A 25,109-nucleotide genomic window follows, 5' to 3' on the forward strand; every position below is an offset into this window, starting at 1 on the left:
GTACGGTAACCCAGCCACCGCCCACGTCGACGTAGTCCCAGTTCTGGAAATTGCCGCCGTCGCATTCCAACCAGTAAACTTGGCCGTCGCGGTTGCTATCGAGGCAGATATTCGCCTAAGCCAACTTGATTTGGGACCCGGCCCGCTCCCACGACTGTCCCCTGTCACCCCAGCCGCATACTATTACACGACCTCCACCGGCGATGCACATACCGACGTCTTTGCTGGTGATCCAGGTGTTATCGCTGGCGCTTGCGCTCGTCGCGAACACCCTCATGGTGGCCTGGGCAACGAATGTCGTCAGCGCGACCTGAAGTGTCCACTTGAGTGTCCGTTTCGCGCATTATTACCCTTGCTTGTGGAGGATGAATGGCGTACGCGAGGCCAGCGTAATGCCGAGGATTCATCGAACCACCACATTCCCAAACGTTTAAAGGAGTGCGGCAGGGCGAGGAGGGTAGTTGCCGCACAGGTGCCGTGGCGGCCTACGACTTCACATTCATGGAAGGAGTGGGCGACTCGTGCACCCTGTTCCGGGCTTTCTGCATTTCTGTAGCAGGTGGATGGACCCCGAAAGGCAAGGGATGGATCCGAGACTGTGAGGGAATCTCTTGCATCCCCGCCGCTGTCGACACGCGACGCCCCTCGATCAGGAGAATCTGTCGCAAGATCATTCCTGCCAAGCGCCCTACACCTGACCGGACTCGGGGGCCGCGCGGGCCACAGCGCAAGCATCGCGATCACAGTGAGTGACGGACGCTTACTGGGAAGGATTCATTACTTGGCATAGTCGCGCCAATTCGGCAAACCTCTTCGCCTCAAGGAACTTGCCGATGAATTTGCAACATCTCTCATTTGAACTAACACAGCCCGAGTCAGGGGCATGATCAAGCCAAGCACAGTTTTATACTTGCAGGCCAAAGAATCATCAGATCACCGCCTCTCGATGTGCCGAACCCCAGCTCAAAGATCTCCTGCTGTTTACAACTAGACAGGTAAGTGACACTTGGGCGTTAGTTCATCAAATTCTGGTCGCTCCGCAGGATGGGGTACATCGCGTACCGCACATCCCATGATGAGTGCCGACGCTGGAAGAATTCGCGGCGTGCATCCGGGTCGGCCGCGAACTCCGGATTCTCTGACAGTCTGCGGCGAAACTCGCCGGCCAGGACCGGGTCCTGCTCCAGCATTTGCTGGGCGAAGATCTCGGTGACGTAGGGCTCCACGTACTCCTTGTGCTCGAAGTGAGCGTTGAAGTACCCCCAGGCCGCGAGGGAGTCCGGCGCCTGCGGTTCCAGCAAGGTCATCAGGAGTCGTGCTGCGGGCTGGGCGATCGGCACGAACAGGCTGCCGGCGGGCAGGGACTGTGTGCCGGGCTGCCACTCCCCCTGCAGCGTGAGCATCATGCGACCCTCGAACGGAGCGGATGCGAACCGCATGCCGGTCGCCCGGAACACCTCGGTGTCAACGCGGTCGAGACCCTGGTGCAGGGGTCGGTGATCCAGGCCGTGCATGGCCAACTTGGCTGCGACCAAAGACGCGTACGCCGCGGGGACCAGGTACCCGCCGCGTGGCGCGCGCACGATGAGGGAGGGCACGGTGCGGCTGCGGTAGGGAACTCGCCAGATCTGCGGGGTCGAAGGGTCGTAGACGGTGACGGGTTCGCCTGAGATCGGGGACAGGTCGCGGGTGTAGGCGTAGCCCGGGAACTCGATGGTGGTCACCGTCTCCGGTGCGTCCTGTGGGCAGTCCTGGGTGACAGGAATACTGTCGCGCCGGTCGACCACGACGTCCAGGACCACGTCTTGGCCGCCCAGGTGGCTCGCGCGTTCGTCGGCCTCGCGCACGGCGGCAGTCCATTCGCCACTGTGCGCGGCGACGAGTTCGGCCAGGCCGACGATCGCGTTGCGGCTGATGCGTACACGAGTGGCGTAGTCCTTCCAGGAGTGGGTCTCGACCAGCACCGTGTACCGGTTGCGGGTGGGGAAGTAGCCGGTCGAGTAGCGGGGGGTGTATTCGGTGATCTGGAAGCCCGAGGAGGGATCGTCCTCGACGACTGGCTCCGGGTAGAACGGCAGTGGCAGGGATCCCTGCGCGGCCAGTTTGTCAAGCAGCGCGTCGCGCATCGCGACTCCCGAAACGTGCAGGTGCGGGTCGCCGAGGTGGATCGGTTCGACCTGGATCGACACGTCGGGTTCGAAGTCGGCACCGTCTGTGACGTGCATGTCCGCGCAGACCAGCGGGTCCCAGTCGCGCAGCAGCGCCAGCATGGCCTGCATCTCAGGCGCGTCACCCTTGGTGTAGTCGCGGTTGAGGTTGAGGTTGTGCGCGGTCGCGCGCCAGCCGGTCTCCTCCGGACCGTCCTGGTTAGGCCGGTTCCACCGCCCGACCCGCTCATGGCCGTCGGTGTTGAAGGCGGGCACGAACAGGATCGCGATCTGCGCCAAAGGGTCGCCCTCAGGCGAGTGCACGGCGATGTGCGACCCGGCTGCGGTCTCCGCCTCAGTCAGCGGCTCACCGCCGAGCAGTTCGCGCAGAGCGACGAAACCGGCGTCCTTCCCGTCGCTCTCGCCTGGGTGGATTCCAGCATGGACCATCAACAGCGGGATGCCACGCTCTTGCAGCGCCTCGGGCGTGAACGCGCCGCCCGGCGCGACCAGCAGGGCGCGCATAGGGCGGCCCTCTGCCGAGTGGCCGAACACGAAGCTGTGCGCCGCGTTCGGCCACCGTTCGGCGAAGGCCTCGCACAACGCTTCCACTTCCTCCAGCCGCCCGGTCAGGCGGAACTGAGACTGCTCGGCCACAGTGTGCAACGTCATGAGTCGCTCTCTACGGTAGGGGAAGTACACATCCAAGGAAAAGGGATCAAGTCGCCGTGTAGTCGCGCTGGCGCGCTCCGAGTGGGCTGGGTGCACACACGGATCTGATGAGCACGCGGGTGCGCGATGCTCACCGCCATGCGGTGCGGACGGCGCCGGCGGTGGCCGCAACGACCAGGGCGATGGCAACGATGTCGACGAGAGCAAGGACCTGCCCCAGGACGAGGTAGCCAGCGGCCACAGCCACCACCGGGGCCAGGGTGCTGACAACGCCGAACACCGAGGGGGTCACGCATCGCAGGGCGAGCAGTTCCAGGGAGTAGGGGAACGCTGACGAGAGGACCGCCACCACCATGCCCAGGCCCAGCGTCACCGGGTCCAACAGGGCGCCACCGGCATCGGCGACACCCACGGGGAGGCTCAGGGCCGCCGCCACGGCCATCGCCAGGGCCAGCCCGTCCGCGCCGGGGAACCTGCCGCCGGCGCGCGCCGACATCAGGATGTAGGCGGCCCACAGAGCGGCGGCTCCCAGGGCGAAAGCGACACCAGCTGCGTCGAGCCGGCCGAAACCGCCTCGGCTGAGCAGGGCGACACCGGCCAGGGCCAGGCCTGCCCACAGCCAGCTCGCTGCGCGCCGGGCGAGCACCACCGACAGCACCAGTGGGCCCAGCACCTCGAAGGTGACCGCCGCACCCAGCGGGATACGGGTGATGGACTGGTAGAAGAGGAAGTTCATGCCCGCCAGGGAGGCGCCGAAGCCGACGACGAGGACCCAGTCCGCGCGCCGGTGGCCGCGCACCCGCGGCCGGCATACGGCCAGCAGCAGCGCCGCCGACAAAACCAGCCGCAGGGTCACGATGCCGGCGGCCCCGGCCCGCGGGAACAGGGAGGTCGCGACGGCCGCGCCGAACTCCTGCGACAGCAGCCCGCCCAGCACCAGCCCGATCCCGACACCCTGACTGCCGTAAGGCAAGCCCCGTCTCACGCGTGGCCAAGCGCGAGCAGAGGACGAGGAGGCGGCGATCGTGGCGGGTCGGACAGAGCTCATGCCGCCACGCTATGGGCCACCCCCCTTGCGGTGGAAATGCCGATTCTCGACGCATTATGCTTGGTAGACATGACCATGGAACTGCGCCACCTGCGCGCCTTCCTCGCCATCGCGGAAGAGGGCACGGTCACACACGCCGCGGCACGCCTCGGGATCGGCCAGCCCGCGCTCTCGCGCACCCTCAAAGCCCTGGAAAACCACCTCGGGGTACGGCTGGTGGACCGCTCCACCCACCACCTGCGCCTCACCGACGCCGGTAAGTCCTTCCGCATCCGCGCGGCCGCGGCTCTCAACGCGGCCGAAGCCGCCTTCGACCCCGCCCGCGTGGGCCCCTGGCCAGTGCGCCTGGGTCACGCATGGTCCGCCCTCGGCCGCCATACCGCCACCGTCCTGCACCGCTGGCGACAGCTCCATCCTCAGATGCCTCTCCAGTTGCTGCGTACCGACGACAGCCTCGCTGGACTCGCTGAGGGCCGCGTCGACGCAGTGATCCTCCGCGGTCCCGTGCCCGCCAACGGCATCCATCACACCGTGCTCTTCCAGGAGAAGCGCAACGCGACCCTGTCCCTGCACAGCGATCTTGCCGAACGGATGGAAATCACCCTGGCCGACCTGGCGGGACGGACCCTGATCATGAACACCGTCTCCGGGACCACCTCTCTGCAGCTGTGGCCCACGGAGCAGCAGCCGTCCGGCATCGCCGAGGTCGGCAACACCGACGACTGGCTGGCCGCCATCGCCGCCGACCAGGGCTTCGGCGTCACCACCACCGCGACCGCCGACGTCTACCCCTACCCCGGTGTGACCTACCGGCCCCTGACTGACGCTCCTCCCGTACCGGTAAGCCTCGCCTGGTCCGACCCGCCCGGCCACCCCGCGGTCGCGGACCTCGCCGCCTTCATCCGTGAAACTGCCGATCCGCCGCCTGATGCCATCGCTCCCCGCCACCGATGACGGTTCGGCACCGCGCACGGACAAGCCGCGCAGCCGGCCGGGTGCGCGATGTTGTGCCGTCGCTTCGGCGACCGGGCACAGCGAAGCGAGGAGCAACAAGGAGGCACGGTGACGAGGCGGGGGTGGGCAGTCGTCGTGCCGACAGCCACCGTGCTCCTGGTATACCTCGTCGTGCCGAACGAGGTGACGGCCCCGATGCCGGCATCGTCAGCTGTTGGCCTGTGGTGCCTGCCCAGCTCAGTCAGACCTCGCGCACCCCGGACCGGCACAACCTCTGGTCAAACCTCCGACGACGTGACGATGTCGCCGCGGACCATCCGCCCGGGCACCCCCGTCCGCCGTTCCCGCCGCCCATGCAGCCCGGCGTAGGGGCGACAGACAGCGGCGCCCTGATCGACTTGTCACCGACCCTCAGCGCTGTGCAGGTCCTTCGCTACGGACCGACCAGTCCTGGAGTTGACCGCTCATGGCGGTGACCGCGTGACCGTACTGCACCGCGAGGGCGATCCAGCCGCTGGGCTGGCAGTAGATGAACCAGGCGAGGGTGCAACGGAAGCGGCGCAGCGCGACGGTGCTGTCGGGGCCGGCCGAGATCAGCTCGTGGCCGCGGCCGTGGGCGGCGGCGAGCTCATCCGGCCAAGGGGTGAAGGCTCGGATACCGCCATGTCCCAGGATCTGGGCCTCGGCCCCCATCACCAGTCGCCGCTGCCGCCCGGTCGAGATGCGGGAACAACACCCCCAACTTCAAGGCGAGTTGGCCACGAAACTCTACGGAACGCTCGTATCACAACAACGAGCCGCATTACGCGAAGCAACGCCTTGATTCTCTGCGAGCCCTTGTTTAGTTAGGCGGTGGCCGCCGCTTCCGCCAGTTCCTTGCGCTTGGCAGCGCGCAAGCTGGTGAACGTCGCGACCGCGAGCACGAGGACGATGAAGCCGAGAGAGACCGGGATGCCGATCTCCGGAACATGAACGCCGGACTCGTGCAGGGCATGCAGGAAGAGCTTGATGCCGATGAAGCCGAGGATGATCGACAGGCCGTAGGAGAGGTGGACCAGCTTCTTCAGCAGGCCGCCGATGAGGAAGTACAGCTGCCGCAGACCCATCAGCGCGAAGGCGTTGGCGGTAAAGACGATGAACGGGTCCACGGTCAGGCCGTAGATGGCGGGGATGGAGTCGAGGGCGAACAACACATCGGTGGAGCCGATAGCGAGCATCACGACCAGCATCGGGGTCATGACCCGCTTGCCGTTCTGCCGGATCCACAGCCTGGACCCGTGGTATCTGTCGGCTACGCCGAATCGGTTCTCCACCATCTTCAGCAGCTTGTTCTCCTCGTACTCGGCGTTCTCGGCGCCGCCATGATCGCCGGCCCGAGCGTCCTGGACGAGCTTGTAGGCGGTCCAGACGAGGAACGCGCCGAAGAGGTAGAACACCCAGGAGAAGGTGGAGATGATCGCCGCGCCTGCTGCGATGAACACCGCACGCAGCACCAAGGCGATCAGGACGCCGACCATCAGCACGCGCTGCTGGTACTGCGAGGGCACGGCGAACTTGCCCATGATCAGGACGAACACGAAGAGGTTGTCCACGCTCAGCGACTTCTCCGTGATGTACCCCGCGAAGAACTCTCCGGTGGGCTTTCCGCCCGCGAAGACGAGCAGACCAAGGCCGAACAGGCAAGCCAGGACGATCCATACGACCGTCCAGATACCGGCCTCCTTCACAGACACGTCGTGGGGCTTGCGGCCGATGAGGAAGTCGGCCCCGACGAGCACGCACAGGGCGGCGACGGTGATCAGCCAGACGGCGAGGGAGACGTTCACTAGTGGCACTCCTGGTGCATTTGTGTGATTCGGCATCGTTATCCAGCCCCAAGGAGTTCCGCTATGACTCACGAGTGAACAGAAAGCCATGTCCCGACAAAGGGAGAGGCGGGGGTCCGGTTTGCCCCATAACTTTCCGATCGCTTTCAGGCAATGTGTGGCTCTTCGCCGACCGGACGCGCCACGCTCCCGCACCGAGTCCACTCGATCTTGATCGTGCCGCTGAGGGCCAGAAACCCCTTGCGGCTGACCAACCTCATCCGACATCGCGCCGCGGAACAGTTCGAGGAGGAGGACCTCGCTCTCGCCGAGAAACTCGCGAGCCGTGCTGTGGTCGTGTCGTTGCTGGATGGGCCCGCAGGGCTCGTAAGCGATGCCGTAGTGACGGCCGAACCGGCTGGCCTCAGCCGGTTCCCCCGTGACCTGGCTCAGCCACAACGCACACACCACCGGTTCCATTTGCGCTTCTTGCTGCTCACCCCGAACCGCCGGTCCCAAATTGGTCAGCGCGATTGAGGTTCGGGATCCTCGGACTCCGGGCTGATGAAACCAGAGCCGTTGTAGCCCGAGGCGGGGCGTGTGGCTTCGTAGGCGGAAGCGAGGTTCTGGCACAACTCGCGGAAGACTGCCGCCAGGACAGTCCCCGACCAGGCCTTCCAGCCTTGGCCCCTGTCCATGTCCGGGCACACCGACCGCTCATCCGGCGGGAGTGGAAGCAGCAGACCTCGCCGCCAAGAGCGTGAGCAGTCGGCAGATCGCCTCCTGGTGAACAGACAACCAGGCACCCGCTCCCGGGACAACCCCGTAGAAATACCCGGCCCTCAGTAGGGCGCCTGCGGGTAAAAGCCCCCTGGCCTGCGACCCCGCCCCGCACCGAACATTGGCGCTGACGTACCCGCAGCACACCCACGCGCGCTGCGGACAATCACCGTTTCCGCGTGCTGCCACACCGTCGCGCAGGGCATCGGAAACGCCGGCCGAACGCGCCAGCAGCGCATGAACGCTTCAGCCGGAAGGAAAGTCACCGTCAAGATCGGCAACCGCCGTACATACGGCGATCCCGTCGCTGGGTCGCTCGCAATCAAAAGGAACTCATGTGACGAGCACAACGCGGGATGGACTCCCCAGAAGATCGTTTCTCGCCGCTGCGACGGCTGTCAGTCTCGCGGCCGCCGGCGGACTGGTCCTTGGCAGCGCTTCCCTCGCCGCTGCGGCGACCGGCGCGACCGTCACCTGGCGGCTCAGCAGTGAGCCCGCCGATGCCAGGGCGGGCTACGCGGCGCTACTCAACAGCATTCGTAATGCCATCCGGGCCGGCTCGCAGCGGCCGGACCCCACAGGCCCTTCCGTGGACGTCACCGACATCAACGGGACCAACTCGTACATCACTGTCGATCTGCACGCGGAGGACAGGCCCGAGTTCATTCGGGTGGTCATGCGCCGGTCGGACGCCTATGTCATGGGCTGGTTCCAGGCCACCGAGGACGGCACCGGCGCCGTGACATTTGGCGACTTCTTCCCGTTGGAGGCCGGTCTGAATCCCGGCCAAGGGGGAATACCGCAGGGCCGGCCGGCTGGAACATTCAGAGCGAACGATCCGGGCAGCCAGTCGAACGTCCGGTTCAACACGCTCGCCGGATACGACGCCTTGGCACGACAGGGCGCCAACCGCAGCGGCATGCAGATCAGTCCGGCCAGCCTCAACAGCGCCGTGCTGAACCTCCAGGCAGGTGATTCAGTGCCGATCGGGCTGGCGGCGTCGTCGATCCTGCAGATCATCGTGGCGGTCGCCGAGGGGTCCCGGTTCCGGAACCAGGCGGCCGACACCGTGACGGCTTTCGGCAACGGCCTGCCTTACACCGTCACCCAGCAGGCCATGGCGCATCACAACAACTGGGCCATCATGAGCGCTGCATTGCTGACCGGGCTCGCAGGTGCGGGCGCCGTCCTCACGGCTCCCCTGGACATCGGCGCCGGAGTCGTCTTCGTGACCTTGTTCGCCCTCCAGCGAGCGGTCATGACGGCTTACCACTCGAACATTCCCAGCACCAGGGGCAAAGGTTTGCTCGCCAAGGACCAGTCCTCGTTCTGGGTCCAGACCGACGGTATGGGCGACTACCCGACAATCCAGGCCGCGGTCAACGCTGCCCCCTCGGACGGGATCCAACGCATTCTCTACCTCGCGAAGGGCACCTACCAGGAGACGCCGGTCGTCCCGTCGAGCGCGCGCAACCTGATGATCGAAGGTGAGCGGGGCAGCTCAACCGACCAGGTCGTCATCACCGCTGACCGTGCGCATGGCACGATCAACCCCGCGACCGGCCAGATCTTTGGCACCGAGGGCAGCGCCGTCCTGACCGTGAAGGCGTCCGGTGTCACGGTCGCGGGCATCACGATCCAGAACACCTTCGACCCCAAGAAGCACCCCGAGATCGACGCGTTCTCGACCCAGGCAGTCGCGCTGGCCGCCGAGGGCGACCGGCAGACCTACACCCAGTGCCGGATCATCGCCCGCCAGGACACGATCCTGGTCAAGTCGCCGGTCCCCACCGCCGAGAACCGGCAGTACTTCGTCGGCAGCTACATCGAGGGCGCGATCGACTTCATCTTCGGCAGTGCCACCGCCGTGTTCGACCGGTGCAACATCGCCATACAGAACTGGGTCGGCGGCACGGTCCTCGCGCCGAACACTGACCAGAGCAAGAAGTACGGCATCCTCATCACCGGCAGCACGATCTGGACCAACGGCGTGCCGGCGAACACGATGTACCTCGGCCGCCCCTGGCACAACGGGTCGACCGTCTGGCCCCAGGCACTGGTCCGCGACACTGTCGTACACGGGGGGATCACCGTCGGCCACCCGTGGACCAATATGGACACCACCTACGACTGGGCACAGGCCCGGCTCTCGGAGTACAACAACACCTATCCCGACACCGACATGAGCAGCGCCCCCAACCCGAGCGCCCCGCAGATGACCGCCACCCAGGCCGCCGACTACACCGCCCAGAAGTACCTGGCCGGCACCGACGGCTGGAACCCGGTCTTCTGAGCCGCGGCGGGGCCGGGACGGCCGTGCCGTCCCGGCCCCGCCGAGATCTCGTCTGGCGACATCAGCCCTCCCTATATGACCGCGACGCCCTCCCCGGGAGGGCAGTATTCACTTCTGTCACGTAATCGGCGGTACCGAAACGTGACCGTCATCATCGGTATTACATGCAGGACGTCAACTCTCTTGTGGAGACGATTTTTTCGGGGTTGTCAGCCCTGGATGTCGAGGATGCGGTGGACGGGGGTGAGGGGATCCATGTGTCAGCGCGGACTCGGCAGGACTCGATGCCGTACCCGAGGTGCGGGACGCCGACCGTGAGGGTGCATGGTTTCCTGACGCACCGCGGCGTACGTGCCGGTGGAGCAGACGGATGGTGGTGCCGGTACAGGTGCGACGCCTGGAAACAGCAGTTTGAGGCCTTCGGACACCCTCAGGAATTCACGGATGGTGTCGGCGCAGAACCCGGCAGGGTCTGCGGAATGCCGTCCCTCTCCCCGGCGTTCAGTGAACCTCTTTCTTCCTGTGCCGTGGGGATGAAATGGGCTGGTCAGGCCAGGTGCCCTGGCGAAGCCTCCGTCGTTGGTCCGGTGACCTCACTCAACACGCCATCGGCCAGGGGCTTCGCTGGTGACGCACCCTTCCCAGCCCGACGTCCCGTACGAACTGGTTGAACACGTGTCGTAGCTCACCTGAGCCCAAAGGCGGGAACTTCGCACGCTGGCGGAAGTCGGGGGGGTTCAAGCAGGCCCTGCCAGTCCTGGTCCACCCGCGCAAGAACGAGACACTCGCACAGCCGGGGCCGGTTCCGGAGTCCCGGAAGCGACCTCCTGGCGCTACCTCGACAAGACCATCGAGATCCTCACCGCGTGAACACCCGGCCAGCACAAAGCCCTCGCGGGCCTGGGCGAGGGAGACTTCGTCATCGCCGACGGAACGCTGATCCCCACCGACCGCATCCGCGCGGACAAGCCGTACTACTCCCAGAAGCACAAGTAGCACGGCATGAACGTGTTACCGGTTCGACCGGAACCACGGGACAGCAGGTGCGGGCCGGGCCGCACCCAGGATCGCCCAGGCGACGGCGAGCCCCTGCATACCGACCGCACCTGCCGGCGTGCGAGGTCGCGCACCGGCGACCCTCTCATCACAGATCGGCCTGCGGGCAGCCAGTCGGCGTAGGGACCGCTGCGATCACCGATGGAACCATCACCCTCACCATTCACTTCGAAATTCCACCTCGCCCCCATTGACGACCACTGGTGTTAGCGCTCACACTCTCATTCGCGCACGGCTTCCGCACCCACAAGTCGCCGGTCACGCACGCCACCCTCGTGCGGCCAAGCCGCCGAAGCGCCCCCTCCCCCACCTATAACCATGCTCGCACCGCCCCGACGGAGGGTAAATGTGAACGCTAACATCATCCGGGACCGCAGTCCGGCTGCCCGCCGAGGGCCATCCCCGGCCCGGCCTCCGGAACCGGTCCGCAGCTCGCGTCACCACAGGCGGAGCCGGATCCGTACCACCGTCGAGGCATACGTCCTGCTCGCGCCGAGCCTGATCGGGTTCGTGCTCTTCCTGCTCGTGCCGATCGCCGGGGTCGTCGTCATCAGCTTCTTCGACTGGAACCTGATGGGCTCTCCGCACTTCGTGGGCCTGGCGAACTACCGCGAGATGGCGGGCGACAGCGAACTCTGGCGCGCGGTGCGCAACACCGTCTACTACGTACTGCTGAACATCCCGGCGCAGACCGTGCTGGCCCTGCTGCTGGCCCTCGCCATGAACCGGAGGATGCGCGGCGGCAAGGTGCTACGGGTGTTGTTCGTCCTGCCCTGGATGGCCATGCCGGTGGCCCTGGGCATCGTCTGGAACTGGGCGTTCGACCCGCAGCACGGTGTCATCAACCAGTTCCTGTCGCTGTTCGGCATCGACGGCCCGGCCTGGCTGTCGTCCACCACGTGGGCGATGCCGGTGATGGCCTCGGTGAACGTCTGGCAGTACACCGGCTACACCATGCTCTTCCTGCTCGCCGGCCTGCAGGCGATCCCGGAATCACTGTACGAGGCGGCCGACCTGGACGGCGCGGGTCCCGTGATGCGGTTCTTCCGGATCACCTTGCCGCTGTTGCGCCCCTCGATGTTCTTCGTGCTGGTCACCAACACCATCGGCTCGTTCCAGATGTTCGACACCGTGTACGTGATGACCCAGGGCGGGCCCGGCGGTTCGACGGACACGATGAACTACCACATCTACCAGCAGGCGTTCCAGCTCTTCCGCAGCGGCTACGCCTCCGCGCTCGCGATGCTCCTGTTCGCCCTGATCCTGCTGGTGACAGCGGTCCAGGTCCTGTATTTCCGCAAGCGCACCGTCTACGACTTCAGCTGAGGACGGCCATCACCATGTCTTCGATACCGGTCCTGGCCCGCAGATCGGCCCTCTACGCAGTACTGCTCGCCGGTGCCCTGCTGTCCGTCGGCCCCTACCTCCTGACATTGAACGCCGCGTTCAAGCGGCCCTCGGATCTGCTGTCGACCAATGCCTGGACCCCGGCCCATCCGGCCACCTTCGCCAACTTCTCCGACGTGTGGAACCAGTACGGGATGTCGTCCTTCCTGCTGCACACCCTCGGTGTGGCGGTCGTCGTCACCGCGGGCCAGGTCGCATTCAGCGCGACGGCGGCGTACGCGCTGGCCCGGCTGGAGTTCCCGGGGCGCAACTGGCTGTTCTGGGGCTACCTCGCCACGATGATGGTGCCGCAGATGATCACGCTCGTGCCGCTGTTCCTGATGATGCGTGACCTGGGCATGGTCGACACTTACGCCGGTCTGATCCTGCCGACCGTTTTCGGCACCCCCTACGGCGTCTTCTTGGTGCGCCAGCACTTCATGACCGTCCCGAAGGACCTTGAGGCCGCGGCCCGTATCGACGGTGCGACCACCTGGAGCATCCTCGTACGCATCATGCTGCCGCTGAGCCGCCCGATCCTGGCCACGCTCGCGACCATCACCTTCATCAACACCTGGAACAACCTGATCTGGCCGCTGATCATCACCAACAGCGACCGCACCCGGGTGATCACCGTGGGTATCGCCGCCCTCCAGGGCGAACATGCCTCCGACCTGCCGCACATCGTCCTCGCCGGAGCCGCGATCGCCCTGCTGCCGCTGATCGCCGTGTTCCTGGTCTTCCAGCGGCACATCGTCCGGTCCATCGCCCTCACCGGCCTGAAGTAGGCCCTCTCCCAGCACCATCGGCCCGGTCACAGCCTCCTCATCTCTCATGTGAGCGTTGGCATCCCGGGGGCCGGCACCACGTTCTCCACCCTCCACATCCCCTTCCCTATCCGCACCACCGCCCCTGAAGGGACACCCGAACCATGTCCTCGTCCGCCAGAAGAATCCTGATCGGTGCCGCCGCCAGTGCCCTCGTGCTCGGCCTCACCACCGGCTGCGGCTCCTCCGGCTCCGCTGCCTCCTCGGACGGCACCGTCACCCTGCGGTATGCCATCTGGGACGCCGTGCAGAAGCCCGCCCTGCAGAAGTCGATCGACGCGTTCGAGAAGCAGCACCCGAAGATCAAGGTCGAGATCGAGCTGAACGCGTGGGCCCAGTACTGGAGCAAGCTCCAGACCCAGTTGGCAGGCCGCACTGCCCCGGACGTGTTCTGGGACCACGTGGCGTACTTCCCGCAGTTCGCCCAGCAGGGCGTGCTCGCCGACCTGACCCCGTACATCAAGGCCGACAAGCTGGACACCTCCGTCTACGACCCCAAGCTGCTCGCGGGCTGGGAGCAGGACGGCAAGCAGTACGGTCTGCCCAAGGACTGGGACACGATCGCGCAGGTCTACGACAAGACGATGCTGAAGGCCGCCGGGCTCACCCAGGAACAGCTCGGCTCCCTGTCATGGAACACCACTGACGGCGGCACCTTCGTCAAGGCGCTGCAGAAGCTGACCATCGACGAGACCGGCAAGCACCCGAACGAAGCGGGCTTCGACGCCAAGCACGTCAAGCAGTACGGTCTCGCGCTGTCCTCGCCCAACGGCCAGACGGACTGGTGGAACACAGCGACACAGAACGGCTGCAAGCTCCAGGACAAGGCGTGGGGCAAGTGGACGATCGACCAGCCGTCCTGCGTGGAGGCGATCCAGTTCATACGGGATCTGAGGCTGAAGTACCACGTCGCGGTGCCCGCCTCGGTCACCAACACCCCCAACGGCGCCGCCCTTCCGCAGGTGATGGCCCGTAAGCAGGCCGCCGTGGTGTGGGACGGCAGCTGGGACCTCAACGCTTACCAGAGTTCGATGAAGGGCAACTTCGGCCTTGCCGAACTGCCCGCAGGGCCGGTCGGCAAGGGCACGGTGTACAACGGGCTGAGCAACGCCCTGTACGCCGGCGGCAAGCACCAGAAGGAATCCTGGGAACTGGTGAAGTGGCTCGGATCCGAGGAATCCCAGAAGATCATCGTCGCCGCCGGCTCGGTGTGGCCGGGCATTCCGACGCTCAACCAGGACTTCGTGAACGTCTGGAAGCAGCAGGGCGTCGACGTCAGTGCCTTCTCGAAGGAAGCCGAGAGCACGACCATGGGCTATCCGCTGACCACGTCCTCGGCGACGTACAACGTCAAGATCCAGGACGCCTTCAACCAGGTCTGGCTCGGCCAGCAGTCCGCGCAAAAGGCCGCGGAATCCGTGAACGGGGACTCCAACGCGGCGATCAAGTAGCGCCCAAGCACGAGTAGCCTTGGCGATGACCAGCGACCAGGAGTCCACCGACATGCAGGAATCACCCCCGGCCGACCGCGACGAGGAGCCATCGCGTGACGGTGCGGACCGCCACCGGTCGGTCAGCATCTTCGACGTGGCCAAGGCCGCCGGGGTCTCCCACCAGACCGTCTCCCGTGTCATCAACGACAGCCCCAGGGTACGCAAGGACACCCGGGAGCGGGTGCTGCAAGCCATCGAGGACCTGGGCTACAAGCCCAACCGGCTGGCACGGGCACTGGCCGGCGGAACGGTGCGCACGGTGACCGTGCTCACCTCGGACACCACCCTGTACGGGGCGTCCCTGGCACTGCGCGGCATCGAGGAGGAGGCACGCGCCGCGGACTTCACGGTGTCCGTCAGTGTGCTGGACGAGGACGCGCCTCCCGGCGACGTCACGGGGCGGCTCGCCCGCCCCGGCGAGCCCGTCCTGGTCATCGCGTTCAACGCGCCGGGCGAACATGCCTGGCGGGCCCTGCCGGCGGACTATCCAGCGGTCGCGGTGGTGGAGCTGCCACGCGAAGGACATGCCAGCGCTCGGTCCGAGGTCTGGCTCGACGACCGGACCGCGGCTGCCCAGGCCACCCGGTACCTGCTCGGTCTGGGCCATCGCACGGTCCACTACGTCACCATCCCGTCCTCCACCAGCCGCACCGGTCAGCGCGCCAGTGGCTGGCGGCAGGCGCTCGAGGCAGCCGACCGGCTCGTTCCGGAGGCGGTCGACGGCGGCTGGAGCCCGCGATCCGGGTATCTGGCCGCCCGCTCCCTCGTCGCCGATCCTCAGGTCACCGCGGTGTTGTGCGGCAATGACGACCTCGCGCTCGGCGTGCTGCGCGCCGCCCGGGAAGCCGGGCGGGACGTGCCGGGTGACCTGAGTGTCGTAGGGTTCGACGACGCACCCTACGCGGCGTTCACCCATCCCCTGCTGACCACCGTACGGCTGGACTTCGAAGGGCTCGGGCGCGGTGCGTTCGCGATGCTGCACCGGCTGCTCGACCCCGAGAACGCGCCGGCGCCACCGTTGTGGGCCGAGCCTGAGCTGATCGTCCGCGAGAGTTCGGGACCGGCCCCCCGCCGTTCCCTCTGATCGCCGTCCCTCGTCTCTTCACCCCCTCCTCACTACCAGAGTCCTTGGCGCCTGTGCGCCCTGTCCGTCCGCGCTGTGCGCGGAGGTGACGTCGTACCGCTCCCTTCGCGGGGGATGTGAGCGGTCACATCCGGTTTCCACGAGCCGTCCTCCCGCAGCGTAGCGGGAGGGGAAAGCCAGGTTTCGCCATGTCCATCGACCTGCACAACACGACCCCGGACACCTCGCCCCCGAGATACAAGCGCACTCTCCTTGTCAGAGCGCTGCTCGCCGCCACCGCCCTCGTCGGCACGACCCTCGCCCTGCCCCAGACCGCCCAAGCAGCCACGCAGACCTACACCGTGGATCTCGGCACCACCACCGGAGCCGTCCTGCACGGCTCGAACGGCGCGCTTTATGGACTGAGCGACGACGGCGTGCCGGGTGACAACCTCCTGGCGCCCCTGAAGCTCACCACGGGATCGCAGAAGCCCCCGAACGGCGCCCAGCACCCCAACGGCGACATCCTCGACGTCGCCCCGTCGTTCTTCCGCAACGGCGGCGGCACGATGTACACCAACATCCAGGACGAGTACTCGAACTGGCCCTACCAGAATCTGGGCATCAGCGACTACCTCACCAAGGTCGACACCGCGGTCAACGCGATCAAGGCGACCTCGTACGCGAGCAAGGTGGTCTTCGTCCCCTTCAACGAACCGGACGGCAACTGGTACACCGGGCTGGGCAGTTCCAACTCCAGCACCTACGCCTCGGCGCTCAGCAGCTTCGAGTCCGACTGGAGCACCGTCTACCAGCGCATCAAGAGCGACTACCCCGGCGCGAAGATAGGCGGGCCCAACACCGCCAGCTGGAACAGCAAGTTCTTCGGCGACTTCCTCACCTACGCCAAGGCCAACAATCAGCTACCGGACGTCTTCACCTGGCACGAACTCGACCCGAGCTCGCTCGCCAACTACCGGAGCCACTACAGCACTTACCGCTCCCTGGAAAGCGCCCGGTCCATCAGCCCCATCACCGTCAACATCGACGAGTACGGCAACCGCCGTGACATGTCAGTGCCCGGACAGCTCGCCCAGTGGGCGGCGATGTTCGAGGACACCAAGGTCTACGCGCAGCAGCCGTACTGGGACATCGCTGGCAACATGGACGGCAACACCGTCCACACCAACATCCCCAACGGCTCCTGGTGGTTCTGGCACTGGTACGCCGGGATGACCGGGCAGACCGTCCAGACGACCCCGCCGCAGGCCAACGTGCAGGACACGTTGCAGGGCATCGCGTCCCTCGACACGAGCCGCAAGCAGGCCCAGGTGATCATCGGCGGCTCCTCGTCCGACACCAACGTGGTGATCAACAACATCCCGAGCGCCACCTTCGGCAGCAACGTCGAGGTCACCGTCCAGGCCCTGGACTGGAGCGGCTACGAAGGCGCCTCCGCGCCCCCGCAGACCATCTCCCGCGCCGTCTACAGCCCCTCCAGCGGCTCCATCACCGTGCCGCTGACCGGCCTCAACTCAATGTCGGCCTACCGCATCACAGTCACCGCGAACGGCGGCGGCACCGCCACCACGCCCAGCGTCCCGTCGTACTCCTCCTACGAGGCCGAGAACGCGGCCATCACCGACGGCACCGTCGTCCAGCAGGCCACCGGCACCAGCTACGGCACCGCCCAGCTGTACGCCACCTCCGGCACCAAGGACGTCGGCTACCTGAGCAAGAGCGACAGCAAGGTCGTCTTCACCACCAGCGTCCCCACCGCCCGCACCTACAACCTGCGCATCTTCTACGGCAACCAGAACGGCTCGCCCTCCCAGCAGGTCCTGCGCATCGACGGCGCCAACCCGCAGTTCGTGAACTACCCCTCCACGCTCAACTGGCAGTACCGCTCCACCGTCACTGTCCCGGTCACCCTGAGCGCCGGCAGTCACACCGTCTCGCTCGCCGTCACGGACCCGACGCTCGGCACCTCCGCCGGGCAGGTCACCCTCGACAAGATCGACCTGACCGCCGTACCGAGCACCCCCGAGACGGTGTACGAGGCCACGCTCGCCGACATCAGCGGCAGCCCGTCGTACTCCTACAGCGACGTCGGCGAGACGGGCACCGGTGCCCTGGCCATGGCCGCCGGGGACACAGCCACCTTCGACGCCTACACTCCCACCGACGGCTACTACACCGTCAAGACCGACTACACCTCCACCGGCGGCAGCACCACGCTCGCCCTGAACGGCAGCACGGTCGCCACCTACGCGTCCTCGGGCGGCTCAGCCACCACCTCCAGCACCAGGCTCTACCTGGCCGCTGGCATCAACCGGATCGCGATCAGCCCGGGCAGCGGCACCTCGCTGACGCTGCGGGACCTGAAGGTGGACGGCTCCGGTGACACCACCGGCGTCACCAAGTACGAGGCCGAGAACGCCACCCTCGCCGGACAGGCCAAGGCACAGTCCGACACCTGGGCCTCGGGCGGCAAGAACGTCGGCTATGTCGGCAACGGCAGCGGCAACACGCTCACCTTCGGCAGCGTCAACGCCCCCGCCGCCGGCCGCTACACCGTCGTCGTGCACTACGCCCAGAACGACCGGTCGGGCTCCGGCAACTACAACACCAACGTCGAGTCCCGCACCGCGCAACTGTCGGTCAACGCAGGCACCCCCACCACGCTCACGTTCCGCAACACCTACAGCTGGAACGACTACTGGGCGCTGCCCACGACCGTCAGCCTCACTTCCGGCACCAACACCCTGAAGTTCTCCAACGCATCCTCCTGGGCGCCCGACATCGACTACATCGAAGTAGCCCCCGTCAACGGCTGACCCGCGTCCGCCGCCGGGCCGTGAACCGGACGGCGGCGGACCGCCCCACCCCCCCTGTCGCGGCCGTCCGCGCCCCACCGCGACCCAGAACGAAAGGCCGCCATGCCGAGCATCGCCCACGACCCCGAGCACCGGCTGTGGGTCCTGTCCGGACCCGGCTCCAGCTACGTCCTCCACCTCGACGACAACCACCGCCTGCGCGGCCTGCACTGGGGCCCACGCCTCACCCTCGAACAGGCCGTCTCGTTGCTGAACTACCCGGCACCCGGCCGCCGGTCCTGCGAAGACCCCGCCGACGGCACCCTCGACTTCGACACCGCAGGCGCCATGCGCTACGCCCACGCGGGCGTCCAGGTCCGCTTCCCCGACGGCGTACGTGATCTGGAGACACTCCTCGTGGAACACGAGCGGCTCGACCACGCCGACGGAAGCACCGAACTGGTGCTCCGCTTCGCCGACCGCCACTACCCGCTCGCCCTGGACACCCACTACCGGTTGCGGCCCGGCACCGACGTGATCGAGCGGCACCTGGTGCTCCGCCACACCGGCACGGCCACCGATGGGCCGGTCACCGTCGTCCGTGCCGATTCAGCCACCTGGGTGCTGCCCCGCCTGGGTGACTACCGCCTGGGCCAGGTGCGCGGCCAGTGGTCGGCCGAGACTCAGCTGAACCGGACGCCGCTGCCGTACGGAGAACTGGTGCTCACCAGCCGTCGTGGCACAACGAGTCATCAAGCCAACCCCTGGGCCATGGTCGACGACGGCACCACCGATGAGGAACACGGTGCTGTCTGGTCGTGCGCCCTGGCCTGGAGCGGCAGCTGGCGGCTGACCGCCCAGCGGCTGCCCACGGAACGAGTCACGCTGTCGGCCGGCTTCGGCCACGATCCGATCACCTGGGAGCTGGCGCCCGGCGAGGAGCTGACGACCCCGCTCTGCGCGGGCGCATACACCGAGGGCGGCTTTGGCGCTGCGTCCCGTCTGTGGCACCGCCATGTCCTGGACCACGTCCTGCCCCACCCGGACGAACTACGGCCGGTGCTCTACAACTCCTGGGAGGCGACCGGGTTCGACATCGGCATCACGGGCCAGATCGAGCTGGCCGAGAAGGCCGCCGCGCTCGGCGTCGAACTGTTCGTCATGGACGACGGCTGGTTCGGCGCTCGCACCCACGACGCCGCCGGACTCGGCGACTGGACCCCCAACCCCGACCGCTTCCCCGACGGCCTCACCCCGCTCATCGACCGCGTACACGAGTTGGGCATGCAGTTCGGCCTCTGGGTCGAGCCCGAGATGGTCAACCCCGACAGCGATCTCTACCGCGCCCACCCGGACTGGGTGCTCCACCACCCCAACCGCCGCCGCACCGAGCACCGCAACCAACTGGTGCTCAACCTCGCCCGCCCCGACGTGATCGCCTGGCTGCACGCCCAACTCGACGAACTGGTCACCAAGAACGCCATCGACTTCCTCAAATGGGACATGAACCGTCCCTTCACCGAGGCTGGCTGGCCGGACGCCGGCACCGACCCCGACCGGCTGTGGATCGACCACGTCCACAACCTGTATGCCGTACTCGACCGCCTCCGTGCCGACCACCCCCGCCTGCGCATCGAATCGTGCAGCAGCGGAGGCGCCCGGCTCGACCTCGGCATCCTCGCCCGCACCGACCAGGCGTGGACCTCGGACAACACCGACGCCGTGGACCGGCTCGCGATCCAGCACGGCTTCTCCCAGCTGTACCCGGCGCGTGTGATGGGCGCCTGGGTCACCGACAGCCCCAACCCGTACACCGGCCGCAGCGTGCCCCTGGACTTCCGCTTCCACACCGCCATGACGGGCGTCCTGGGCATCGGCGGCGACCTGAACCAGTGGAGCAAAGCCGAACTGACCCGGGCCGCAGACCTGGTGGCCGCGTACAAGCGCGTACGGCACCTGGTCCAGCTCGGTGAGCAACACCGCCTGCGGCCCCCTGGGGACGGCGAGCTGACCGCCGTGCAGTTCCTGGCGCCGGACGCCCTGGAGTGCGCGGTGATCGCTCTGCGCTGCTCACGGCACTTCGGCCAGCACGATCCGGCGCTGCCTCTGCGCGCTCTCGACCCCGCGGCCCGCTACCGTGACACCGCCACCGGCACCGTGCACCACGGCGCCATCCTGCTCAGCCACGGCCTGCCCCTGGACCTGCCCCCCGACGACCACGCATCCGCGCTCGTCCATCTGATCCGCGAGGAGAACTGACCGCGCCGCCCAGTGTTCAACGAGCGGCACCACCTCGTCGGAGCCCCTGCTCGCATGCTCCGCAGCAGCCGCCGCTCGACTCGAACCCTGCTAGGGCGCGTATCGAGTTGTGATCAATGGGTGGTTCTCGTGAGGTCCTTGAGCCAGATCATCGAGGCGCGCAGGTGGAGGCCGGCGAGGTAGCTGTCCGGGGTCGTATCGGGTGGCGATGCCGCGCCAGGCCTTGAGCTTGTTGATCAGGCGCTCGACGGTGTTCCTCTCCTTGTAGAGGTCGGCGTCGTGGCTGACGGGCCGACCGCCCCTGATTCCCTTCTTCTTTCGGTTGGCGGCTTGGTCCTTCTTCTCAGGGATGACTGCCTTGATGTGGTGTTTGCGCAGGTGGGCCCGGTTGCCGCGGGTCGAGCAGGCCTTGTCCCCAGCGACCGCGTCCGGGCGGGTGCGGGGACGGCCCACGGGCCCGCGGACCCGTACCTTGCCCAGCACGGGAATGAACTGCGGGCTGTCTGCGGCCTGTCCCGCGGTCAGGACGAGCGCCAGCGGGCGGCACTTGCGGTCGGCGGCAAGGTGGACCTTGCTGGTCTGCCCGCCCCTGGAGCGTCCCAGGAGAGCAGCCTTCAGACGGAGTCTGCGTCGGCGCCGGGTGCGTCGGCGCTCGTCACGCTCCGGATCTGCTTCGGCTTCCTGCCCGTTTGGTTCTTCGGAGCCGCCCCTTTTGACCTGGCCTTCTCCTCCTCGGCCGCGGCCTTCTCCAAGGCGGTGAGGACGTCCTGGTCCAGGTGCATGCCAGCCGCGTCCTGGTGAGCGCGCGGTGGTGGAGTCGATGCCGACCAGGGACAGGTCCACCTCGCCCCGCTTCGCCGCTTCCGCGATCAGGCCCTCCAGCAGGGCCTTGAAGACGCCCGCGTCACGCCACTGCCGGAAGCGGTTGTGCACAGTGGACCAGGCGCCGAACTCCTGCGGCATCTCCCACCACTGCCCGCCGGTCTTGAACCGCCAGATCACGCCCTCGAACTGCTGTCGCAGCCGCTCTGGGTACGGGCCGTACTCGCCGATCGGCAGGTACGGCTCGATGAACTCCCATTCCTCGTCGGTCAGTTGCCCTCGCGTCACACAAGAAGATCTACCGGTCCAGGCCCCGCCGCGAGGGCGATTCCCGCAGATTGATCACGACCCAATACGCGCCCTAGCGGCGACCAGGCGGCCGAGCTGCTCGGCCGCCTGGTCGCCGCCCGGACACTGGCGATGCGGCGCCCGGACCGGAACACGGACAAGGCGCTCTAGGAACAATGCCGTGACTCTGTTGGTGATGTTGGGCGGGTCATGCGGTGGCTGAGCACAGAGTGCGGAAGTGCATGGCCCGGCGTCGTGTTCTGGGCGTGGTGTCGATCCAGTCGGCGACGCGGGTGACGTTGCAGGCCATCGCGGTGAGGACGTGCTGGACGTGGGTGTGGGCCAGGCCGCGGTAGCGAGAGCGTCGAAGGCCATGGGCGCGGACGTTCTGCGAGAGGGTGGCCTCGATACCAGCACGGATCGCGTAACGGCGCTGCCATTGCCCGGTGTGCTGGTCGAGCCGGTTTCGCGTCTGGATCTCATGCAGGGGCCGGGGCAGCACTGCTATCGACCGGGGCCGGGTCGCGGAGGACGTGCACTGTGTGCGGTCCGGGCAGGCCCGGCAGTCCGCTTCGGCGAACCGGGCCTGCAGATAGGTGTGGTCCTTGATGTACAGCTGTCCAGGACACGCTCGTGACCCCGCGCGGGCAGGTCGCCTGCTCGTTGTTCCAGTCGATGGTGAAGGCCGCTTTGTCGAAGCCCGAACCTCCTTGGCCTGGGCGCTGTGGTCGGCGGCGATGGGGCCGAGCAGAGTGATGCCGTGCACGCGCTGCGCGCGCCGGTGGGGATGGTGGTGGCGACATGGACCACCAGTTCGGGGCGTTCCTCGTCGCAGGTTTCGGTGAAATGGGTCCGGTAGCCGCTCCATGCGGTGTCCCGTTTGACGCAGTAGTGCGCGTCGGTGTCGTAAGGGGAGTCGAACCGCAGCGAGGCGGGCGGCAGGGCGTGGCCGTCTCGCCGGCGCAGACATCCGTCCGTGTCCCAGTATTAGTGGTGGACCCAGACCTGGCGGAGGATCTCCACTTGAGGAAGAAGCCGCAGACGGGGCGGGGTATAGGCGGCCCAGGCGGCGGTGAGGATCTTCTGTCCGTCCCGGCCGAACTCTTCGGCCCGGGCGGTCACGGCCGCCGTGCCGCCTGGCAGTTTGCCGATCTCAACCCTCCGCCCGTACCGCTTGGCCCACTCGGGCTCGATCAGCGGAGCAAGCCAGGCGGGAGCGGCCTCGGCCAGTTCCTCCAGCGCCGCCCGCAGCGTCTCCCCGACCAGTTCCAGGCGGCTGAGGGTGCGAACCGCGGACAGCACATGAGTGGCGTCGGTACGCTGCCGGCCCCCGGCCCTGAGCAGGCCGGCCTCCACCAGGCGGTCCAGCATCACCTGCAGCAACCGGTCGGCGGCGCCGTCCTGTTCGGTCAGCCGGGCCCTGAACTCGCACAGCACCGAGTGGTCGAACCCCGGATCCTCCAGCTCAAGGCACGAGGGCGTACTTCCAGTCGATCCTGGTGCGGACGGCGTCCGCCGCCGCACGATCGGAGAGGTTCTCCGCAAACTGCAGCACCGACACCAGCGCCAGCTGCCCGGGGGACAGCCCCGGCCTGCCGTCGCAGGGATACAGGCCGACGAACGCGTCGTCCGCGAACAGGACATCGAGCCGGTCCCGGATGAGCATCGCCGCAGTGCCCTTCGGACACGCCGCCCGCGCTGTCCGCACCGTCCTCACCGGAATCCGCTGGAAACTCCTCGGCCGTAACGACACTGCCCCCACACCCCGAAATCCGAGGCCACCCCGCACTCCTCCAGCGAACCATCCGACAGCCCCACCGTCAGCACCCCGGACAAGATCACCAACAGAGTCACGGCATTGGCTCTAGGAAGGGTTCGTGCCTCGCACACACCTGCGGCCAACGGCTCCGTCCCCGGTGTCCGGCCGTCCGATAGCACCGCTCGTATGCCCGCCCGAGGCGAAGGATTGCTGTGCACACAGCGGAATCAGGCTGTCCCGCCCGTACTATCGCTGCACCGGGGCATCTCCCCAGGCTCGCCTCAGCTGCTCACCGGGCTTCAGCCCGGCCTCGAACCAAGGAGAGAAGAATGCCTGAAAGCACACCGCACAGCACCGAGTTGACTTCGCAGTACATCAGCCAGGTGGCCAGCGACCTCGACCGCAATGTCAAGGAGCAGGAACGCATCAAGGGAGAACTGGCCGCCCTGCAGGCACAGTTGAGCACTCTGGAACAGGACCACACGGTATTGGTCAGCGTCCGGGAGGCACTCGGCGTCCCGGTCTCCTCCCCCGAGCCGACCGACACCCAGGGCGCCGTGGAGCCCTCTCCCAGGAAGAGGACAGCGCGTGCGTCCGCCGCAGGCCAGCAGACGAGGAAGGCCACGGCACGTGGCCGTCAGGACGAGGAGACTCCCACGAAGACGGCTCAGCCCACTCTCGTCGACCTCATCCACCAGCACGTGAGCGAGCAGAAGGAGCCCCGGTCCGCAGCGGAGATCGCCGAAGCGCTCAGGCAGGCACACACCGAACGCGCCATCGACACCAAGGTCGTACGCACCACCCTCGAAAACCTGGTGGCCAGGAGCCGCGTCCACCGCACCAAGCAGGGTCACTCGGTGCTCTACACAGCAGCCGACACCCAGGAGGAGACAGCATCGCCCCAGAGCGAGATCCAGCCCGAAATCGCCGTATGAACCAAGAAAACACCGTCAGCCGCCCCAACAGGCCCCAACAGGCCCCAACAGGCCCCAACAGAAGTGTTGATCATTCGGCGGCGTCCCGCATGTGTTGGAGTAGCAGGGTGCGCCTGATCTTGCCGTCGGGGGATGACGGCGGCGGTCTGGAATTCTCCGGGCACCGCGGCTGCGCCGATGCTGATCACGGTGTCCGCGCCGAGCTTGCCGTTGAGACTGCCGAGGGCGCTCCATCAGCCGTCCGCTGCGTGGATACCGCTGGCACTGTCGGTGAGGACGGCCTGGAGATCGCCGCCGCTGGCGACCGGGCCGATGCTGGTGGCGGCCTGTGATGCGGCCCCACGTGGATCAGGTGCCGTCCGGGTGGCGGACGGCGTGGCAAGCCTTGGCGCTGGAGGCTACACCGGCCTGGGTGTCTGCGCCGGTGGTCTGTTCGGTGGCAACCTGGGTGATGTCGTCGAGTGCGCCGAGCAGGTTGGTGACGTCTCCCCACTTGGACCGCTTCTCGTCCGCGTCCGGGGTGGCGCGACCGTGCCGCCCGCGGGCCAGATGCGGAACCGGCGAGGCCCCCAGCGCACGGTGTTGTGGGTCAGACACCGCGTCGCGCTGGGGGCCTCATCATGTCACTCCGCCCGAGCAGCCGATGTCGCCTGTACGGGAGAGGACGAAGGAGGGTTACTGGGGCTTGGGCAGGGTGAGGACGACC

The 25,109-nt window shown here is 67.1% G+C and carries 18 protein-coding genes and 1 pseudogene; 10 read left to right on the forward strand and 9 right to left on the reverse strand.

Annotated elements, in window-relative coordinates:
• Window positions 1-1,013: 1,013 nt before the first annotated feature.
• Window positions 1,014-2,819: a M14 family zinc carboxypeptidase gene (locus MB828_RS38530; protein WP_301652220.1), complete on the reverse strand. Its 1,806-nt coding sequence runs from the start codon at window positions 2,817-2,819 to the stop codon at window positions 1,014-1,016.
• A gap of 130 nt (window positions 2,820-2,949) precedes the next feature.
• On the reverse strand, window positions 2,950-3,867 hold the full coding sequence (locus MB828_RS38535) for an EamA family transporter (RefSeq protein WP_301652221.1): 918 nt from the start codon (window positions 3,865-3,867) through the stop codon (window positions 2,950-2,952).
• A 69-nt stretch (window positions 3,868-3,936) separates the two neighbouring features.
• On the opposite strand from MB828_RS38535, the gene MB828_RS38540 reads away from it, so the two are divergent.
• A complete protein-coding gene (locus MB828_RS38540) occupies window positions 3,937-4,821 on the forward strand; it encodes a LysR family transcriptional regulator (protein ID WP_301652222.1) in 885 nt (294 codons plus the stop codon).
• Between the two features lie 411 nt (window positions 4,822-5,232).
• Here the strand turns inward: MB828_RS38540 and MB828_RS38545 are convergent, their stop codons facing one another.
• Complete coding sequence (locus MB828_RS38545; RefSeq protein ID WP_301652238.1) at window positions 5,233-5,514, reverse strand: hypothetical protein; 282 nt, start codon at window positions 5,512-5,514, stop codon at window positions 5,233-5,235.
• A 152-nt stretch (window positions 5,515-5,666) separates the two neighbouring features.
• Window positions 5,667-6,647, reverse strand: coding sequence for a TerC family protein (locus MB828_RS38550; RefSeq protein WP_301652223.1), 981 nt, complete (start codon window positions 6,645-6,647; stop codon window positions 5,667-5,669).
• Window positions 6,648-7,743: 1,096 nt separating this feature from the next.
• Between MB828_RS38550 and MB828_RS38555 the strand changes: the two genes are divergently transcribed.
• The 7 genes from MB828_RS38555 (at window position 7,744) to MB828_RS38590 (ending at window position 20,599) form a co-directional block, all read left to right on the forward strand.
• Window positions 7,744-9,699 carry a pectinesterase family protein gene (locus MB828_RS38555; RefSeq protein WP_301652224.1) on the forward strand — a complete coding sequence of 652 codons (1,956 nt, stop codon included), beginning with the start codon at window positions 7,744-7,746 and terminating at the stop codon, window positions 9,697-9,699.
• 1,404 nt (window positions 9,700-11,103) lie between these two features.
• A complete protein-coding gene (locus tag MB828_RS38565) occupies window positions 11,104-12,081 on the forward strand; it encodes a carbohydrate ABC transporter permease (protein ID WP_301652225.1) in 978 nt (325 codons plus the stop codon).
• A gap of 14 nt (window positions 12,082-12,095) precedes the next feature.
• Window positions 12,096-12,929: a carbohydrate ABC transporter permease gene (locus MB828_RS38570; RefSeq protein ID WP_301652226.1), complete on the forward strand. Its 834-nt coding sequence runs from the start codon at window positions 12,096-12,098 to the stop codon at window positions 12,927-12,929.
• A gap of 143 nt (window positions 12,930-13,072) precedes the next feature.
• A complete protein-coding gene (locus MB828_RS38575) occupies window positions 13,073-14,419 on the forward strand; it encodes an ABC transporter substrate-binding protein (protein WP_301652227.1) in 1,347 nt (448 codons plus the stop codon).
• A 52-nt stretch (window positions 14,420-14,471) separates the two neighbouring features.
• On the forward strand, window positions 14,472-15,545 hold the full coding sequence (locus tag MB828_RS38580) for a LacI family DNA-binding transcriptional regulator (RefSeq protein WP_430381493.1): 1,074 nt from the start codon (window positions 14,472-14,474) through the stop codon (window positions 15,543-15,545).
• Between the two features lie 188 nt (window positions 15,546-15,733).
• Window positions 15,734-18,361: a carbohydrate-binding protein gene (locus tag MB828_RS38585; protein WP_301652229.1), complete on the forward strand. Its 2,628-nt coding sequence runs from the start codon at window positions 15,734-15,736 to the stop codon at window positions 18,359-18,361.
• A 102-nt stretch (window positions 18,362-18,463) separates the two neighbouring features.
• Window positions 18,464-20,599: an alpha-galactosidase gene (locus MB828_RS38590; RefSeq protein WP_301652230.1), complete on the forward strand. Its 2,136-nt coding sequence runs from the start codon at window positions 18,464-18,466 to the stop codon at window positions 20,597-20,599.
• A 113-nt stretch (window positions 20,600-20,712) separates the two neighbouring features.
• On the opposite strand, the pseudogene MB828_RS38595 reads toward MB828_RS38590, so the two are convergent.
• The 4 genes and pseudogenes from MB828_RS38595 to MB828_RS38610 all read right to left on the reverse strand — a co-directional run bounded on the left by MB828_RS38595 (window position 20,713) and on the right by MB828_RS38610 (window position 23,375).
• Window positions 20,713-21,709 (reverse strand): annotated as a pseudogene (locus MB828_RS38595) (IS5 family transposase).
• A gap of 208 nt (window positions 21,710-21,917) precedes the next feature.
• A complete protein-coding gene (locus MB828_RS38600) occupies window positions 21,918-22,679 on the reverse strand; it encodes a transposase (protein ID WP_343236232.1) in 762 nt (253 codons plus the stop codon).
• A 17-nt stretch (window positions 22,680-22,696) separates the two neighbouring features.
• Window positions 22,697-23,146: a hypothetical protein gene (locus MB828_RS38605; RefSeq protein WP_301652232.1), complete on the reverse strand. Its 450-nt coding sequence runs from the start codon at window positions 23,144-23,146 to the stop codon at window positions 22,697-22,699.
• A gap of 28 nt (window positions 23,147-23,174) precedes the next feature.
• On the reverse strand, window positions 23,175-23,375 hold the full coding sequence (locus MB828_RS38610; RefSeq protein ID WP_301652233.1) for a transposase: 201 nt from the start codon (window positions 23,373-23,375) through the stop codon (window positions 23,175-23,177).
• Window positions 23,376-23,797: 422 nt separating this feature from the next.
• Between MB828_RS38610 and MB828_RS38615 the strand changes: the two genes are divergently transcribed.
• A complete protein-coding gene (locus MB828_RS38615; protein WP_301652234.1) occupies window positions 23,798-24,403 on the forward strand; it encodes a BlaI/MecI/CopY family transcriptional regulator in 606 nt (201 codons plus the stop codon).
• A gap of 107 nt (window positions 24,404-24,510) precedes the next feature.
• Window positions 24,511-24,735, forward strand: a complete 225-nt coding sequence (locus MB828_RS38620) for a hypothetical protein (protein ID WP_301652235.1) — start codon at window positions 24,511-24,513, stop codon at window positions 24,733-24,735.
• A 16-nt stretch (window positions 24,736-24,751) separates the two neighbouring features.
• Here the strand turns inward: MB828_RS38620 and MB828_RS38625 are convergent, their stop codons facing one another.
• Window positions 24,752-25,000: a hypothetical protein gene (locus tag MB828_RS38625; RefSeq protein WP_301652236.1), complete on the reverse strand. Its 249-nt coding sequence runs from the start codon at window positions 24,998-25,000 to the stop codon at window positions 24,752-24,754.
• Window positions 25,001-25,109: the final 109 nt, after the last annotated feature.

It is taken from the genome of Streptomyces arenae (assembly GCF_022343545.1).
GTDB lineage: Bacteria > Actinomycetota > Actinomycetes > Streptomycetales > Streptomycetaceae > Streptomyces > Streptomyces humi.